The organism is Oxynema mangrovii CENA135 (assembly GCF_016632315.1).
In the GTDB taxonomy this organism is placed as follows: domain Bacteria; phylum Cyanobacteriota; class Cyanobacteriia; order Cyanobacteriales; family Laspinemataceae; genus Oxynema; species Oxynema aestuarii.
Genome location: NZ_JAEOXH010000001.1, coordinates 795,656 through 812,997, shown reverse-complemented (window position 1 = coordinate 812,997; position 17,342 = coordinate 795,656). Strand labels below are relative to the sequence as shown.

General features: G+C 48.0%; 8 protein-coding genes. 2 read left to right on the top strand and 6 right to left on the bottom strand.

Annotated features, from left to right (window positions below; genetic code table 11):
- Positions 1–79: 79 nt before the first annotated feature.
- The 4 genes from JJD41_RS03180 to JJD41_RS03165 all read right to left on the bottom strand — a co-directional run bounded on the left by JJD41_RS03180 (position 80) and on the right by JJD41_RS03165 (position 11,180).
- A complete protein-coding gene (locus tag JJD41_RS03180; protein WP_200664681.1) occupies positions 80–6,559 on the bottom strand; it encodes a PAS domain S-box protein in 6,480 nt (2,159 codons plus the stop codon).
- Positions 6,560–7,177: 618 nt separating this feature from the next.
- Entirely contained in the window at positions 7,178–7,714 is a 537-nt protein-coding gene (locus JJD41_RS03175; RefSeq protein WP_200664680.1) for a GNAT family N-acetyltransferase, read from the bottom strand.
- 80 nt (positions 7,715–7,794) lie between these two features.
- Positions 7,795–9,963 carry a CHAT domain-containing protein gene (locus tag JJD41_RS03170; protein WP_200664679.1) on the bottom strand — a complete coding sequence of 723 codons (2,169 nt, stop codon included), beginning with the start codon at positions 9,961–9,963 and terminating at the stop codon, positions 7,795–7,797.
- 23 nt (positions 9,964–9,986) lie between these two features.
- Positions 9,987–11,180: a DUF1822 family protein gene (locus JJD41_RS03165; RefSeq protein WP_234488491.1), complete on the bottom strand. Its 1,194-nt coding sequence runs from the start codon at positions 11,178–11,180 to the stop codon at positions 9,987–9,989.
- 225 nt (positions 11,181–11,405) lie between these two features.
- On the opposite strand from JJD41_RS03165, the gene JJD41_RS03160 reads away from it, so the two are divergent.
- A complete protein-coding gene (locus JJD41_RS03160; protein ID WP_234488490.1) occupies positions 11,406–11,966 on the top strand; it encodes a glycine-rich domain-containing protein in 561 nt (186 codons plus the stop codon).
- A 374-nt stretch (positions 11,967–12,340) separates the two neighbouring features.
- On the opposite strand, the gene JJD41_RS03155 is transcribed toward JJD41_RS03160, so the two are convergent.
- Entirely contained in the window at positions 12,341–14,710 is a 2,370-nt protein-coding gene (locus JJD41_RS03155; RefSeq protein ID WP_200664677.1) for an NB-ARC domain-containing protein, read from the bottom strand.
- 659 nt (positions 14,711–15,369) lie between these two features.
- Here JJD41_RS03155 and JJD41_RS03150 point away from each other — a divergent pair.
- Complete coding sequence (locus JJD41_RS03150; protein WP_200664676.1) at positions 15,370–15,822, top strand: tetratricopeptide repeat protein; 453 nt, start codon at positions 15,370–15,372, stop codon at positions 15,820–15,822.
- 473 nt (positions 15,823–16,295) lie between these two features.
- On the opposite strand, the gene JJD41_RS03145 is transcribed toward JJD41_RS03150, so the two are convergent.
- A complete protein-coding gene (locus JJD41_RS03145) occupies positions 16,296–17,300 on the bottom strand; it encodes a hypothetical protein (RefSeq protein WP_234488489.1) in 1,005 nt (334 codons plus the stop codon).
- Positions 17,301–17,342 lie beyond the last annotated feature (42 nt).

The following is a 17,342-nucleotide window of genomic DNA, read 5'->3' as shown; positions in this document are numbered from 1 at the left end:
AGTAACTTTTAACTTTTCACTTTTAACTTTTCACTTCAGTGGTCGGGGTGCGATCTCCCTTCGAGGGCAGTTTGGCCCATTAGAGCTGTTCGGGTCGAACCAAATTCATAATGCTCTCGAACTGGAAGTTTTGAGCGAAGTCGGTCAGAGTGCGGGCTAAGGGGGCGAGGTCTTCGGGAAGATCGGCGATCGCTTCTAAAATTAACTCGTCATTCCCTTCGCGGGCGGCTCGACCGATACGCTCGATCCACTCCGGAGGCATTTGAGCGAGATCGAGGCGGAGGCGATCGTCACTCAAGGGTTCTGGGGGAAGGTCGGCGTCCGAGGTCGCCCCTTCTTCCTCTTCCCGATAAACATATCGTAACCCTAAATGCTGGCCGAGTTTGTCGAGCAGTTTTTCCGGTCGCAGGGGTTTGCGCAGGAAGTCGTCGCAACCGACCGCCAAGACTTGCTGGCGGTCTTCTTCAAAGGCGCTGGCGGTTTGAGCGAGGATTTTGGTTTTTTTGCCTTCCGCAGTGGCTTTGATGCGCCGGGTGGCTTCGTAACCGTCGATCTCGGGCATTTGCATGTCCATCAAGATCGCTTGCGGTCGCCAGCGCTGCCAGATGCCGATCGCCTCGGTTCCATTTTGGGCCTCGCACACTTGAAAGCCGATCTCGCGCAAGAGCGTCACCAACCACAGACGGCTGTCCGGGCGATCGTCGGCGACCAAAATGCGATATTCCGGCTGTCCCGGTTCCAAGCCGATCGCCTGTCGCCGGGAAGGCGGTTCGCCGACGCTGCTGGGTTCGACGCGATCGAGGTCGATTTCAAAGCGAAACACGCTGCCGACGCCGACGGTGGATTCCACCTCGATGTCCCCTCCCATCAGGCGCACGAATTTTTGCGAAATCGGCAGGCCCAACCCGGTTCCCTGTTGGGACTTGCGTCCGGAAGCGGTTTGCACGAACGGTTTAAAGAGGTCGTCGAGTTCTTCCGGGGCGATTCCCGGTCCGCTATCGACGATTTGGAAGCGGATCCGACAAGGGCCGAGGGTTTCGGGATCCCCCTCGAAGGCGCGGGGTTCGACTTCTAAGCGGATCGTTCCCGTTTCGGTAAATTTGATCGCGTTGCCGAGGATATTTAACAAGACCTGACGCAATTTTCCTGGATCCCCGCGAACGTAGCGCGGCATCGTCGGGGCGATCTCGACCTCGAATTGCAAGTGTTTGTGTTCGGCTTTGAGCCGTAACATGTCTTCTAAAGCGCGTAAGAGGCGGATCGAATCGAAGGGAGTGCAAGAGAGTCCCGTGCGTCCCGCTTCGATTTTGGACATTTCTAAAATGTCGTCGATCAATTCGAGCAGATGTTCGCCCGCGCGGTTGATAATGCTCAGTTGCTCGTGTTGGGTGGCGTTCAAACTGCGATCGCGGCTCATGAGTTGGGTAAAGCCGAGGATGGCGTTGAGGGGGGTTCGCAGTTCGTGACTCATGGCGGCGAGAAATTCGCTTTTGGCGCGGTTGGCGGCGTCGGCGGCGATCGCGGCCCGTTCCAAGGCGGCGGACTGTTGTTTGGTTTGGTCGAGCAGTTGCGCTTGCTGCAGGGCCACCCCCAACTGAATCGAGATCGGCACGATCGTGTTAATTTCCGCCGCTTTCCACTGACGCGGTTCGCGATTTTGATAGGTGGCGAGCAGCCCCCACAGTCGCGGACCGCAGAAAATGGCCACGGCGATATAAGCGCGGGCGCTGAGGCAATCTAAGGCGTCGCGGTCTTCGGGAGGCAGTGGGGCCGTTTCCGTATCGGCGATCGCCCGATAGCACCAGTCTTGGTGGGGGGTGAGCCCTTCGGCGGCGAAAAACTGCTCGGCGTCGCTGCGATGCACGCCCAGTTGCGGTCCCGAGCGATTGACGGATTCGGTGGTCGGTTCGTCGGCGAGTAAGGCGAGGGCGGGGTCGCTTACCGATTCGGCGATCGCGTGGAGCGAGCGATCGCCGTTGAAGCGATAGATGACGACGCGATCGCAGTTCAACAGATGGCGCAGTTCTTCGGTGGTGGCGTGGAAGATTCGATCGAAATCCAGGGTTTCGCGCATTCGCTGGATCGCTTGGGCGATCGCCCGTTCCCGTCGGGCGCTTTCGCGCAAGGCTTCTTCGGCTAATTTGCGCTCGCTGATATCGGTGAGGGTGCCGACGTAGCCGACTTGGGCGCCGTCTTCGTCAATTTCCGGCACCGCTTGGGCGACGATCGTCAGCACCGAACCGTCCGGACGGACCATCCGCAGTTCGGCTTTCCAGGGGGAGCGATCGCGGTAGGCTTGCAGCCATTGCCAATGCACCCACTCCCGATCCTCGTCGTGGACGTAGCTCAGCCAGCCGTCGCCGAGGATGTTTTCTGCGGGAACTCCCGTCATTTCCTGCCAACGGCGGTTGATGTAGGTACAGTGCCCCTCGCGATCCGCGTGGAAAATACAGACGGGAGAAACTTCGGCGAGGGTTTGATAGCGGCGCTGGCTCTCTTCTAACGCGAGTTCGGCGAGTTTGCGATCGCTGATATCGGCGCCGTACCCGACGATTTCGAGGGGTTGGCCGTCGCGATCGCGAATCAGCCGCATCTGATTTTGAATCCAGCGATAGTGGCCATCTTTGGAACGAAAGCGATACTCGTGAGTGTGGCGATCGGACTCGAACAACTGCTGCAAGCCTTGGAAAATTCGCGCGCGATCCTCGGGATGAATGCGGCTCGGCCACAATTGCGGATCTTCGAGAAACTCGTCGGGTCGGTAACCGAAAATTTCGGTGATGTTGTCGCTGAGGAAGGTCATCTCGTAATTTCCGTCCGCCTTGCAGCTAAAAACCATCGCCGGAGAAGCGGTCAGCAAGTATTGCAAGCGCTCCTTCGCCACGCGCAGTTCTAACTCGCTTTGCTGGCGATCGGTGATGTCCGTCGCCGTGCCTAAAATTTGCTGCACCCGACCGTCCGCCGTCCTCGCAAACAGGGTTTCGCGCGCGATCCAGGTGCGCCACGCTCCGGAGCGATCGCGGATCCGATACTCGATCTCGAAAACTTCCCCGTCTTCTGCTTGCTCGAACTGTTCTAGGTGAGCTAAATAATTGCCCAGGTCGTCGGGATGGATCGCTCGTTCCCAGAACGCACTCGGCCTTTCATTCCCTTGCATTCGATCGAGCAACAGGCCAAAGTCCCGATTCGTATAAATCAAGCAATGCTCGATTAAGTCGTAAATATATAAAAGGTTGGGCGACGCTTCCGCAATCCGCCGTACAAAGCGCTGACTTTGTAATAAGGCGTCTTCCGCCCGCTTGCGATCGGTGATGTCGCGCCCTTCCGGCAACAAGAGCACCACTCGTCCGCCTTCGTCGGCGATCGGCTCGATCGAAAAATCGAGGACGATCGCCTCTCCCGTTTTCCCGACGATTTCGACTTCGTAACGGACGATCTTTCCCGTCGCCGCCCGGGCGATCGCCCCTTGCAATTGGCGCTGTTTCGAGGTGAGTTTCCCGGCAGCGTCGGGCTCGTCTCCCGGACCGGGCAACCACCACGGCGTTTCCCAAAAGGGCAAGCCCACCAGGGAGCGATCGTCGTCCAAACCGATAAACTGCAACGAGGTCTGATTGGACGCCATTAAGGTGCCGTCCGGTTGCAGTAAACCGGAAAATTGAAAGCTCGACTCGAACAGCACCCGGAATCTCTGTTCGCTCTTGCGTAAGGCTTCCTCCGCTTGCTGCCGTTCCAGTTCGGCGGCGGCGCGGGCGGCGAAAATCCTCAAAATCGACTCCCGTCCCGGGTCGGCGGGCATGGGACGCACGTCAAAGACCGCCAGCAGTCCCAAAACTTTTCCGGTGGAGTCTTTCAACGGCCAACCTAAATAAGACTGCACCCCGCTACGGGCGAAATAGAGGTCGTCGGGAAAGGATTGTTGTACGGAATCGGGATAGTAGCACCGTTCCCCTGAAATCACATCCTCACAAGGGGTTCCGGCGATGTCGTATTCGACGTTCTCTTCCCAGGTTTCTCCGGACCAAAAGGCTAGGGTGCGGATGCGTCCGCGTTCGGAACCATCGACGCATTGGGAAATGGCGGCGTAGCGCACGTCGAGCACTTGAGCCAAGTAGCGAACGCAGGTATAGAAAAAGTTTCGACCCGTGGCGGCGGCGGTGCCTTCGACCATCAAGGATAAGGCCCGTTCTCGTTGTTTGCGCTCGGTAATGTCGGTGACGCGCACTAAGTTAAATCGTTCGCCGCCGACGAGGATTTGAGTGGCGGCGAGGTTTCCCCAAAAGAAGCGACCTTTGCGGCTGATATATTCTATTTCCTGAGACCAGATCCCCGTCGCCCTGACTTCTCGGTAAATGGCCTGGAGTTGTTCGGCGGAAAATTGGTGTTTTTGGAGGGTGTGACCTTCGATCCCGACGAGCTCGTTTTTATCTTCGACTTCAAACAGTTCGAGGGCGCGGCGGTTGCAGTCGGTTACCCGTCCGGTGTTCGGGTTGACGAGAAACAGGGCGTCCGCCGATTTGTCGAAGATGCTTTGAAGCAGCTCTTTGGCCCAGAGGATGTCGGTTTCGGCTTGTTTGCGTTTGCTGATGTTGGAGGTGCTTCCGGCGATCGCCTCGATCTGTCCTCGACGATCGCGCACGGGCGTTGCGTTGACCAATAACTCGATTTTGCGTCCGTGTCGGTCGAGATGGGTGGTTTCGTATTGAAATACGGATTCCCCGTTCCCCAAGCGCTTGAAGATCTCGCGATCGCGCTCCTGTCGTTCCGGGGCGGCAAATTCTACCCACTCCCGTCCGATCGTCTCTTCGGGTTCGTAGCCGTAGATCGTCCGGATGGCGGGGTTGACGAAGGTATAGCGACTGTCGAGGTCGCAATACCAGATCGCGTCTTGGGAGGTTTCGACGAGGGCGCGATATTTTTCTTCGCTGTGAGTGAGGGCGTCTTGCAGGTGTTGGCGTTGGCGAATTTCTGCTTCGAGTTGCTGATTTTGGCGATCGCGCTCGGCCCGCGCTTGTTTTTCCTGTTCGAGTAGTTGTGCTTGGGCGATCGCGATTCCGAGTTGGGCGGCGATCGCTTGGACTCGTTCGATCTCTTCCGTACTCCACTGGCGCAGGCGATCGCATTGGTGCAAGCTGACGATTCCGTTCGCTTTTCCCTGGTAGGAGGTTCGCACGGTCAACATCGATCGCATTTGGTGGGTGCGAGTAATCTGACGGACGTTATCGAACAGGGAATTCTGTTCGACATCGGAACAGGCGATCGCGCGATCGCTGGCTAATACCGCCTGGGCGTGGGCGTTCCCTTCGATGGGAACGTGCAGATCTAAAAGGGAATCTTCGCACCCGGGTCCCAAATATTCCCCCAAAACCGGAAGTTTCGGCGTCGGTCGCTCGACGTACAACAAAATTGACGCCCGACTCACCCCGAAGGCCCGCCCGATCTGACTGGCGGCGGTTTCCAACAGTTGTTCTAAATCGAGTTGGGCGCGAATCGCTTCGGTCATTTGCCGCAGCAGTTGGGAGGCTTCCAGCTCTCGTTTTAGTGCCTTTTGCGCCTCGTAACGCGCCCGGGCTTCGATCGCCAGGGCGATTAAATCGGCGATCGAGCGGGCGAACATTTCCTCTTGTAAGTTCCACTCGCGAGGGACACCGACGCTTTCGAGGCACAAAATCCCCACGGTTTTACCCCCGAGACAAATCGGGGTGTCGAGGGTCGAGACAATGCCAAACGGTTGTAAGTACTGCTCGGCAAATTCGGCAGTCTGGGCGTTCTCGGCAGCGTTGGGGGCGAGGATCGGTCCTTCCGCTTCTAAGGCTTGGAAATAGGCCGGATGGTCCGCCACGCTCAAGCTCAGTTGGGGGTTCGACGAGCCGCGATCGCGCTCGAACAGTTCCACGCATTCGATCGCCGTGCGCCCTTCGTCGTAGAGCCAAATGGTGGTTCGTTCGATGTCGAGATGCACCCCCGTGGTTTTGGCAATTTCGCGCAAGGCGCCGGGCAAGTCTCCCTCTTGCAGGGCACGATTTTTGGCCAGTCTCGTTAAAATCCGATTTTGGTCTCGCAGTTGGCGCGTACTTTTTCGTAAGTAGTCTTGCGCCCGCCGGCGATCGCGAATCTCTTTTTGAAGTTTGAGATTTTTAGCTTCTAATTCTTTCTGCAAGTGCCAAATCTTCAGTTGATTTTCGACCCGCGCCAGCACTTCTTCAACTTTGAACGGTTTGGCAATATAATCGACCGCTCCCAATGATAATCCTTTGACGATATCGAAGGTCTCTCCTTTGGCACTGATAAAAATAATTGGAATTTTTTCGGTTTGGGGATCGGCTTTCAGTTGCGTGCATACTTCATACCCGTTCGGTTCGGGCATCATGATATCGAGTAAAATCAAATCGGGAGGCTCGATCCGCGCCGCTTCCAGCGCCATTTTGCCATCGAGAAGAGGTCTCGTCACGTAACCGCGTTCCTCTAAAACGCTGGTTAACAACCGCAAACTATCGATCGTATCGTCTACGATTAAAATATTAGCCATTCCCTGGTTTACCGACTCCGCAGTTTGCGCCATTCCTCTTGCCGTTTTCCCGTTTTGACTGTCTTCAATTTGTTTCGATGTTGTCTCAATTTTAAAGAGTGAGGCGATCGCTTTAGCCTCGCGCGTGCGATTGGGGTCGATCGAACTCGAACGGGTCGCGATCTCGATCGAGGGTCGAACGCCCGCTTAATCTCGTTTATTTTCAGATTTAATCAGTTCGAGCATTCTTGGCATATTCCAATTGAAAAACTCAGCTTTCTAACTGTTCTTCCAAGCAATTATTATAACTTTTGATTTCTGAAATGAAATCCGCCACTTGTTGTAAGTCGATCGGAACGATCGCCGCGCCAGGGTCGGCAACTGAGGAAGGGGGAATCCGAGCGATCGCCTCTCGCGACAGTTCCCCGACGGCGCGATCGATCCTAGGGAACGGCTACTGTGGTAAAGGCTTAAGGCGATCTCGAACCGGGTACGCTCTTCCCAGATTTAGGTCGGTTTTATCTACAATATCGATCGATTTAAAGGGTTCGCCTCAAAAACCTCACATTCGATTTTATTTGCCCCCCTCAGCCGTTCCCATCCACCGGGTTACAGCCCTACAATTATAATCGTTTCAATCCGACAAACTTCACTGTTCTTTCCGATCTCATTTCATCGCGAAGACGATAAGTGAATCCCATAAATAAACTGTTCTTCCTCGTCGTAAACCCAATGTTTTCTCATCATTTCTTTAATTCTATACAAATTCGCCAACCATGCTAACATGTGAACATAAACAATCCTTCTTTCGGACTGGTAAGCTTGTGGAAATTGCAACAGACTTGGAAAAGTGGCAAATTCTAAATCGGCCATCATTTTAATCACAATTGGATTGCCACTAATTGTATAAACATGACGTTTGCGGGCGATCGCCTCCTCAAAAGCACTATAAAATAACCGTTTGCCAATTCCACGCCCTCGATCGGCTTCGCGCACGTACAAAACAGCGATTTTCGTCCAATTTTTACCAAAGTCAATATTTAAACTGACCCCCATCAGATTGCCCTGACGATCTTCAGCAACCCGGATATTCTCTGCTTCTTTCCATTCTTTATCAGAATATCCCACAATATAAGGGGTTTTTTGGATTTCTTTTACCAGTAATTGAGCTTCTAGTGAGGTTACCTTTCTGCGGACGATCTTAATCATTATTTCATTGATAACATCTCTCGCAATTGTAAGGTACGCTCCCTCATTTTGTCATTCTTTTAGTCTTGACAATCTCCCAACTAAACGGGCAACCAAAACATCAGGCCGATCGCAATTAAAAACATCAAGATACCTAAATACATACTCAAATTAGAACGGCTAATCCGTCTTAAAACATTAAAGGAATTATTTTCTTTTTCAAACTGTTGATAATTTACCTCAAATTTAGATAAACAATGAGAGGTCTGCTGAAACACGGTTTCATAATGGGAAAATCCCCAAAAAATAATGAGTAAAACGATCGCCACCACGATCGCACCGACCCAAAACCAGGCTTTCGCCGATTCCGATAAGGTATCTTGACCGAACACGGAACGACTGGCGATCGTTTCAAATAAAATCGCTGTCGCCAATCCGGAAAACAGTGAAGTATAGCGCTTTGCTAAATAAATGACGTCGTAACAATAGATTTTAAATGCATCTAAGATATATTGACACGCTCGATCGTCTTTGACATTTTCTTCGTTAATCAGTTCGAGTTTATTTTTCAAATTGAGACTTTGCGATCGCAGGTCGAGCAAATCTTCGATCGCTGCATAACTCCCTCCAGCAAATAACCAGATTGCCAAGGCAAAGTTAATGGTTGAATAGGGTAAATACAATAAATAGGGTAGGCGATAATTTAACCAATCACTCCCGTTTGATTCCACGAGAGATTTAAGTTCTTCCGGTCCCGTCCACAGATGGTGATCTAATAATAAAATGGCGATCGCGAAACAAAACACCTTCACAAACCAGCGAAATAAATTAAAAATTTCATACGGATCGTTTGACGGAGAACGAAAGGCAAAAACTGCGGCAGCTTCTCGGGAAAACTTCGTCCCTATTAAATAAATAATGCCGACAATTAAAAGCATTCCCCGCGCCATTTCGATCGTCCAACCGCGATCGCCAAAGGTTTGAATCCAAGGATCGCTCGTTCCCCAAACATAACTGGCTAATAATGATACAGTGCTAATGACAGATAAACTAAATCCGATTTGAATTAATCGTTTTGGGGTTAATGGCGATCGCGCGATCGCCGCGCGATCGATCGCTGCGTCACTTTGCTCGCGAGTGACCGCTAGCAGAGGAAAACCATCGACATTGACGGGCGATCGTTGGGGATTTAACCATCGCTCCCAATGGGGGGGCATTCCTGCCGGATTTTGGCAAATTACGGGTAACCAACTTACTCCAGGATACTGATGGTGAAAGGCATCTTCTAAAGCTCCTCTCGCATAGCGAACGGAGACGTAAAAAGACTCGCGATTCGCAAAAGCTCTAAGAAATTCTTGTAAAAATTGGGTCGCGACTTCGTCGGGGACGGGTTCGCGCATGACAATGCTTTGCGGTAAGTGCAGTTGTGCCAGTTGATTCGCCAACCCCAAGCCGTCGCAAGAGTTGAAAATGGCTAATTGCAATCCATTTTTATTAATCGCCCAATCCAGAGAGTTTTTTAAATCGGCAATTTCCATCCACTCCTTTTCATTGAGCTTGAATTTGCCGATTTTTCCATTGGCGTCACTTTGTGAATGTCCGGCAAAAAAGAAAATATGCCAGCTTTTTTGACGCAATAAGTGGCGGAGTTCTTCTGCAGATGGCTGTTGCAAAATTTCGATGTCTGCTTGGCGATCGCCCAATTCTTCTAAAACCTGTCGATCTAGTTCCAATTTCAGGTGTTTTGCATATCCAAAAACTGCTAAAACTCTGATTGCTTGACTTTGAGAAAAAGAGGGCTTCGGTTGTTGGTAGCTGCGCGGACTGAGCGCCAGATCGGTTTGTTTGTAATTCCCCGTCGAAAATAAATCCCAAGCCTGCCACGGTAAACGCCGTAAGTGAATATCTTCGGTTTCTAGGAGAATGCGGAGTTGTTCGTGACTATTTTGTAGTAGTAAATCGCGAATTTGACGCCATTTTTTATCCCCGGAATTGAGCCATTCATTTAAGCGATCGGCTAACTCGCCCGCCACCTGCGGATCGGGTCTGACTATTTGAGTCGAAATTGCTTCGATGCGAGCCATGTTGAGCGATCGAAAGCTAGACCGCCATCGATCGAGCAATGCCGGAATTTCGGGCGCTGGCGGTAGGGTTCCGGGGATTTGAATTTGCGTTTCTGTCGGCGGGTTGTCGCCCCGAATTTGTAAGAGGGCTTGAAATCCTCGATCGAAGTTGCCGTCTTGCAACATCAGTATGACTAACTTCGCCATCAGCTTTTCGGGACTGGGGTGATTTAGATGACAAACCGTTTAGTTATTATATCATTTTCTCGGGAAATATTCAGGGTGAATTCTTCTCCAGGATGGCCTTTAATCTCTAGTTGCAAAATATTACTGTTGCTATTTTCGGTTGCCGTGGTCAGAATGGTTTGTCCCGTACGATCGCGAAGAATTAGTTCTAAATGAGCGGGTAAAGTTACCTCGTTTCCTGTTGGATGCAGTTGTAAAAGAATAGAAGTTTGGTTATTGCTTTCTCGGACTGAGGCGATCGCCAATACCAGTGAAATTCCGGCGATCGCGATCGCTTGTCCCGCGATCGTTTCCGGTTCCCACCCCGATCGCCACCCAAATGCAAATTGATATTGTGCGGGAGTTAGTAATGATGAAAGTTCCTGCCAACCTGTCGGCCAACGATTCGATTGCCATTCACTTAAATGAATCGGTTGAGGGACGACTTCTACCGCTTCGATAGAAAATCCCTCAATCTCGGTCAATTCCCCTCGATTTAAGAGGGTTTGAATGCGTCGAAATCCGGCTTCGCTGCCTTCAAATTCAACAACGATCGAGCCTTCGTGAATATCCATAATATTTAGAGAATTATCTCCCGCGAGTTTGCGAACTGTAGTCTGCATTTTAGCGATCGATTCCGGAGTGAGTTGATCTACTCTGCCCGAAAATTTAATCCTCCATCGAATTATTGTTTGATTTCCCCATTGTTCGATTTCCGCGATCGCTTCGTATTCCGAACTGGCAACGGCGATCGGGCGATCGCGATGGTCTCCAACACTCGTATTGTTCGATTGACTGTCTTTAGTCTTCGTTTTCTCGAAAGATTTATTCGGCCATTTTTGGCATAGTATAAAATTTAAAATGTCCGACGAGTTTCGCGTCGGTAAATCTAGATAAAAAGATAATTTTTCGGCTTTAGCTCCCGTTTTTACCGATCGCAGGTCGGTTAAAATGTGCAATTCTTCTAAATGGGCGATCGCATCTTGAATTTCTGCTTTTTGTTTCATACTCGGATAGCGATTGCCACGGCTTAAACGCACTAAGTTTGTTTTGGTCGTGTAATGGACGTATAAACGATGGCGATCGCCGTCGAGGCTTTGCCATTCTGCACTGAGCAGATCTTCAGCATAATTGTGCTTGTCGAGCAGAACTTCTAAAAAATTTCTCACTCGTTGCTTGGGAATTTCCCCCCAGGTCATGTTTTTTCTTTGCGGCATTGAACCCTCCAACTCCAGCCCCCGATCGATTCACCGATCTGGGATCTCCCAGAATAATTTTTTCCTCCCCAATCCACAACGTTTTAATTATAAGGCTTTCGAGCAATTTTCTCCGGTGTTTCTAGGATCTTGATTCTTTTTGAACTCCTCATTGATGCTGAAGTTAATCGCTCGATGTTCTGAAGTAATCAAATTGAGGTGCTTATCTTGGAAAAAGAATTAAGTTTTAAGGTCGAGATCGGTGACTTTTTTACCAGAATCAAGCAACTCGATTTAGGTCCGATCGCCTATAAATTGATGCACCCAGAAACCGGATCGGGATGGACCCGCGATCGCGTCAGTCGCGCTTTAACTCGTTATCTCATGTTCCTTTGTTTACTATACCTCTATCCTCATCTGGCGATCGCCCCCAATCGAGAAATTGACCGGGTGTGGCACCAGCATATTTTAGACACGAGTAAATATGCTGAAGACTGTCAGATGCTGTTCGGTCGTTTTATCCATCATTTCCCCTATTTTGGCATTCGCGACGAGGGCGATCGGCAACAACTCGATCTTGCCTTTCAACAAACACAATCTCTGTTCGACCGACACTTTGGCGTTATCCTCGCCGAAGCAAGTACAGACACTGACGATGAATCGAATGAAGAGTCTAAAAGTGACTCGCAAGATCCCGGCGTCTGTGTCTTATTAGAACAGACTCAAACCAATCGACCGACGGTCAATATAGCGATCGATCTACCGAATTCGATCGCTCATTTAGGTTGAATTTTCAACAGAATAACCTACACCCTAAATCCTCAAGTCCCCCTTCTCAAGGGGGATTTAGGGGGATCTCTTTCTTCGATCGAATTTAGAGATTAAATTGAGAACAGATCTAAAAGCTCTATAGGAAGATTCTGATGTCTTGCCCTTACGAAAAAAACAGCAATCTTAAACAACTCCCCTGTCATTGGGTTCAACATCCCAACAATCCCGCGTTACGAGTTTGTGATGTTTGTCGTGCATCGTACAATCTCAATGAATTCAAAGCTTTTAAAATAAGCTTTTTGAATGTTGTTCTTTTATCATTATTGGCTTTTCTTGTAATTCACTTGCTGACTAACTAAAATTTATTTTTAAGTAAAAATCAAGATTAAATATTAAAAATTTTTGACTGATAAAAAATCATCCATTTCTATCACTTCTCGACGCATCAACAGTTGACAAAAATCTTCTCTAGCTGACGCCGCCCACCGTTTCGCGCCAGCCCAATCTCCTTGGGCTTTTTTTAACAACGCAAAAGCCCGTTTGCAGAAAGCCAGACAACGGCGATCGCCATTGACATTTACCGATGGAAAAGATTCTTCTAATAAAGATTCCGCGCGATCGAGTTTTGATACTTCGATCGCCACTAACGCCAACCAAATCTGCAAAAAAGTAACGGCTCGATTCCATCCAATATCTTGTGCTTTCTGCAAGGCTTTTTCGTAAGATTTTTGGGCTTCGATAAACTTCTGTTGATTAAAATAAAATTCGCCCCGATAGTAATCTATCTGAATTGAGCGTCGAGGCGCATTACTATCGCTCGAATCGATTGTTGCTTGAATTTCAGAAATTTTTGAAAACCAGCGATCTGCCGAGCTAAAATTCCGTTGATGAATTTGCAAAATTGTCATATCTAAGGCCAAGTCAATTTCGATCGGCAATTGGTGGATTTGACACAGTTTCCAAGCTCGTTCCAAAAGTTGATGAGCTTGGGCGAGATAGTCCGCTCGATCGACTAAAATTAGGGTGCGACTTTTATCGCGAAGGGCTTGTACCATTGTCAACCAATCTTCGCGTTTTTCTGCTGTTTCTCGCCACCAATCCATCCAGCGCAAGCGTTCGATCCAGTATCCGGCAAAATGGGTATAGCCTTTCAAATATTTCCAAAATTCTCCAAAATCTTGATAACGATCTTGTAAAATTGTCCATTCGATCGCCTCGCTCAAGTTGTCCCATTCTCGATCTAATTCTTGATATTCATTCCATTCATGAGCGTCGGTATTTCCATATTGTTTGCTATAGGTTAAATACCAGTTAACCCAGCGATCGCGTGCCGATGTTTGAAACAGGGGATAAGCTTGCAGTTCCGCTAACACGTAACCCCGGGTTAGGGGTAGCATTTGATAGCGTCCTCCCTCCAGTTTGACGAGGGATAACTGTTGCAAAGGAACGAAAGCATCGCGGTTGGAGACATCGGCGACTTCGCAAACGGCTTCGGGTAAGGCAGGACTGGGAAAAATCGCCAATGCCATTAACAATAAATGGGGCGTTTGTTGCCGTAGGGGAATAATTGAATCTTGGAAGCAATAGCGGGCAATTTCGCTATGAGAGTAGTTTAAGTGGGCGATCGCTTTTGAAAAAGGATATCCGGCGCTGAGTTGGCCGATCGTATAAACAATGGCTGCCGGAATGCCTCCGGTCGTGGCATAAATTTTTTCAGCTTGTTGCTGTACGATCTCCAAATTTTTTTGTTCGGCGTGATGGTAAATCAGCCGCAAACTCTCTTTTTTACTGAAAGATTCGAGATGAATGGGAACGTCTAATAAAGCTTGTTGGCGACTGGCGATCGCCACTTTCACCGTTGGCGGTAATTCATATAAAAAGGAGCGTACTTGGTCGAGATCTGAGGCCGTTTCTAGGTTATCGACAATCAATAAGGTGCGCTGCTGGGTGAGACAGTCGAGGATTTCTTCGATTTGGCGATCGCGTGTTGCCATCAACAAATCGTGACATTGCAACGTGCGCGCGATCGTGCGGCAAATATCGGATAAGGTATTTTCTTTTTTTAACCGAGGTAAAATTCCGGTGCCCGTGAGTCGGTGGGGTTTCGCCGAAGTAAAAATAATTGCTTCAAAATTAGGCAGGTTTTTTGACTCCAAACAACGATACGCCGCCTCTACAATTAAAGTCGTTTTCCCGGCGCCGCCAATCCCTTCAATCCCGATGCGGTGAACGCGACTCTCCCAAGACAACAGTTTGAGCAAGTGCTGCAGTTGTTTTTCGTGACCGATAAACGTGGTGTGGTCGCGCGTCGGTAAGTTTTGGTAAATGCACGGTGATTTCGGCAGGTTGGTTGTTGTCGTTTTCGTCGTCGCGATCGCAGAAAGTGGAGTTTCGATCGCTTCGGTGGCGGTTGACGGTTGGGGCGATCGATTTTCGAGGGACTTTGTAGAACGATCTTCAAGCCACGCTTGCCGCAGTTTTCGCAGTAAATCTTTTTTTAAAATAGTATTCGCTTTCGCATCGACGACCCCGACCGCTTTCAAGGCAGGAAGGAGTTTTTTTCGCAGCTTGGGAGAAACGGTTCTTCTGAGGTATTCGGAGCTGAAATCCGTAGATTCACGGAGTTCAATTTCGTCGTAAGTCCAATCGGCGATCGCCCCTTTGAGGACACTTTTTTCTAAATCGGTCAGCAGGTCATGGGTGGTCGAGTCCAGCAACGCTTGGGCAAATTCTACGAGTTTTTCAACTTCTGCTATATCCATCGTTCGGAGCATTGAGCAGTAAATGTACAAAAATTTTCGGTCGCTAAAAAATAGAGAGAAAATTGTCTATAAAACTGACGGATCGAGTATTACAGGCGATCGGAGCCAGCCGTTTTAGCACCCATTCACTTACCTGGCGATCTTTTCTAGCCAAGGAAAAATTAATTGACGTTTATCTTTAATCAATCTTTGCAAAACGCTCTTGTGCGACAGGCGATCGCCTTTGCAGACATTCAGCGACATCGGCTTCAAATTTTTTGGCTGAGAGATAATTATGGAGGTTAGGGAGTTGGATCCCTGACTTGATAAGGCTGTGCGAATATCTACGCTACTAATTATACTCCAATCTTTGTAAAAATCCTAGCCGAGGGTGGCGATCTGTTGCAATACAAATTTGAATCATTTGATAAAACTTTTGTAAAGTGTCGCTAATTGTCGCACAGTGTCGCAAAATGTCTTCGATCCCGGCCATTGACAAACTGGATTTATATTACTTAATATCGGGTTTAAAGAAATTCACTATTGTAGTTCGGGGTAAATTCAACGGCGAGAGAGTATAGGACTGACCCCAGGCGACAATTGGCTGGCACTGTCAGTTCGGTGTTATCTCTACAGGTATTCGGTTTATTTAGTTTTTTGTACTTAAAGGAGAATTATCTGTGAAAATTAAGCTGTTCGCTGCCGTACTCTTAGGCGCTTTTACTTTCTTGAACTTGAGTTTTGGTTTTAACCATGAAGTAAAAGCACAGTCAGAAGGAGAACTTGAAGAACTTGAAGAACTTAATGAAGTAACTGAAGAACTTAACAATCTTCTTCTACAGTTAGAGGATCTAGGTAATCTAAATCTACAACTGGCTGAAAGTCATTACGAAGATGGCAATAGTTTTTTCCAAGAAGAAGATTTTAATGCTGCTATTGCCGAGTACGATCGAGCCATTGAATTGAATCCTGAATATGCTGAAGCTTATACCAATCGTGGGGTTGCCAAGGCTCAATTAGGCGATCGTAACGGAGCTATTGCCGACTTACAACAAGCAGCAGAGTTATTCAAGCAACAAGGAAATATGAGTGCCTTCCAAGAAATCCAACAGATTCTTGGTCAAGGGCAGTAATCTGACCAGAGATTGACATGCAAAATCGTAGATTTATGTATGTGCATGTCGATCTCGATCGAACCTTTTTAAAGCCCATGCTATCTCAATGATTATACATTTTTACTTAAAGTAGGGTTGCGCCTCTATTTGCTCTGGCTATAAGCATTAACAAAACCAGGCAATAGCCAGAAAATCTACCAATCAACTTTTATGTTTGTGAATATAATTCTTATTACTATGAAACCAGATACAGGAACGATTTTGCGACATTTTTGTATCAATTTAAAGAAGTTTCTGCCCAAACTTTTCGACGAGTGCGTCTCGTAAAAAGTGACACTTCCTAACTGCTTTAACTAAGGTGAGATCGTAAAAACCCGGCCTCTCAACTGTCGTTCCTCTAAAAAGCGATCGCATCTGCAAAAAAGCAAATGATTGTAAGTGGCATAATCCACTCAAATAGCATGGGGGCTTCTCCAAGAAAAACTCATATCTTAACGTTCAGAAAAATGAAGCTGGAGACGAATTACTCTATTGGCTATTTCTAGAGAAATATCTTGAACGCTACGACCACTTTGACGGGAAGAACAAGCCAAGTCCAATTTCCCACAAGCTGTAGGGATATCTAAGTCTTTTGAAAGTATTTGATTTCCGTTTTCGTCTACTCCCACAACATTCACTCTTGCTTTAACACCGTGCAACTTTTCTGTAGCAATAGCTTCTCCTTCGATTACTAATTTGCCATTGCGATAAAGTATTGCTGTTCCGGTAGCATATCCTCCACTCATTTTGCGACGATCGCTGATAGTAACTTCTTTAGCTTCTATAGGCTCCTGAATTACAGGAAGGCTATGTAACGTTTGATTATTACTTCTCAAGATAATTTGATTAAATTTTCTTAGTAAATCACCAGAAATACCATTTCTTCCTAGATTTAGAGAAATCTTAAATTCACCTCCCGATACGTTTTGATTGATACGAACATATCTTCCACTAGCTTTTCGAGCTTCTTTTTCATTCAACTCGGCAATTATTTCAATTTCTTCAGGTTTGAGGTTATAGCCATATAAATCAACAAACAAAATCCTGGGTTGATTACCTTTTAGTATTATCTTTTGTACATCATTACAAATTTTAGGTTTTGGAGCAGGAATAGTCCGGGAAGGGACTCCAATTTCTTTTGCTAAATTGTTTCTTTTTTTGAGGAGTTCATAGCTAAGATATTCGTTGATAAATTTACCATTACATCGACCTTCTAATCCTGCTGTGTGTATGGTGTTTTTAGCAAAATCTTCTAGGTCATAGCGAATGGTTTCCTTGGTTGAAATTTCCAAATCTTTAACCACCTGGCGCCAATTCGCAGATTCATTGCTTAAAAGGTCAATGGCTTTATCGAGTTCAGCTAAGGTATTATCGTCAAAGCAAGAAGAGATAGACAAAATTAGTATAGAGGCAATACTAATTTGGGAGAATCTTTTGAAAATTTTTATAATTTTCATTATAACGTTAATTAATAACCGTATTATTTGTATTTTTTGAAG

Bases quoted from the DNA above. Each gene is read 5' to 3' on its own strand.
- JJD41_RS03145 (WP_234488489.1), bottom strand. From the start codon at position 17,300: ATGAAAATTATAAAAATTTTCAAAAGATTCTCCCAAATTAGTATTGCC.
- JJD41_RS03170 (WP_200664679.1), bottom strand. From the start codon at position 9,963: ATGGCGAAGTTAGTCATACTGATGTTGCAAGACGGCAACTTCGATCGA.
- JJD41_RS03155 (WP_200664677.1), bottom strand. From the start codon at position 14,710: ATGGATATAGCAGAAGTTGAAAAACTCGTAGAATTTGCCCAAGCGTTG.
- JJD41_RS03175 (WP_200664680.1), bottom strand. From the start codon at position 7,714: ATGATTAAGATCGTCCGCAGAAAGGTAACCTCACTAGAAGCTCAATTA.
- JJD41_RS03165 (WP_234488491.1), bottom strand. From the start codon at position 11,180: ATGACCTGGGGGGAAATTCCCAAGCAACGAGTGAGAAATTTTTTAGAA.
- JJD41_RS03180 (WP_200664681.1), bottom strand. From the start codon at position 6,559: ATGGCGCAAACTGCGGAGTCGGTAAACCAGGGAATGGCTAATATTTTA.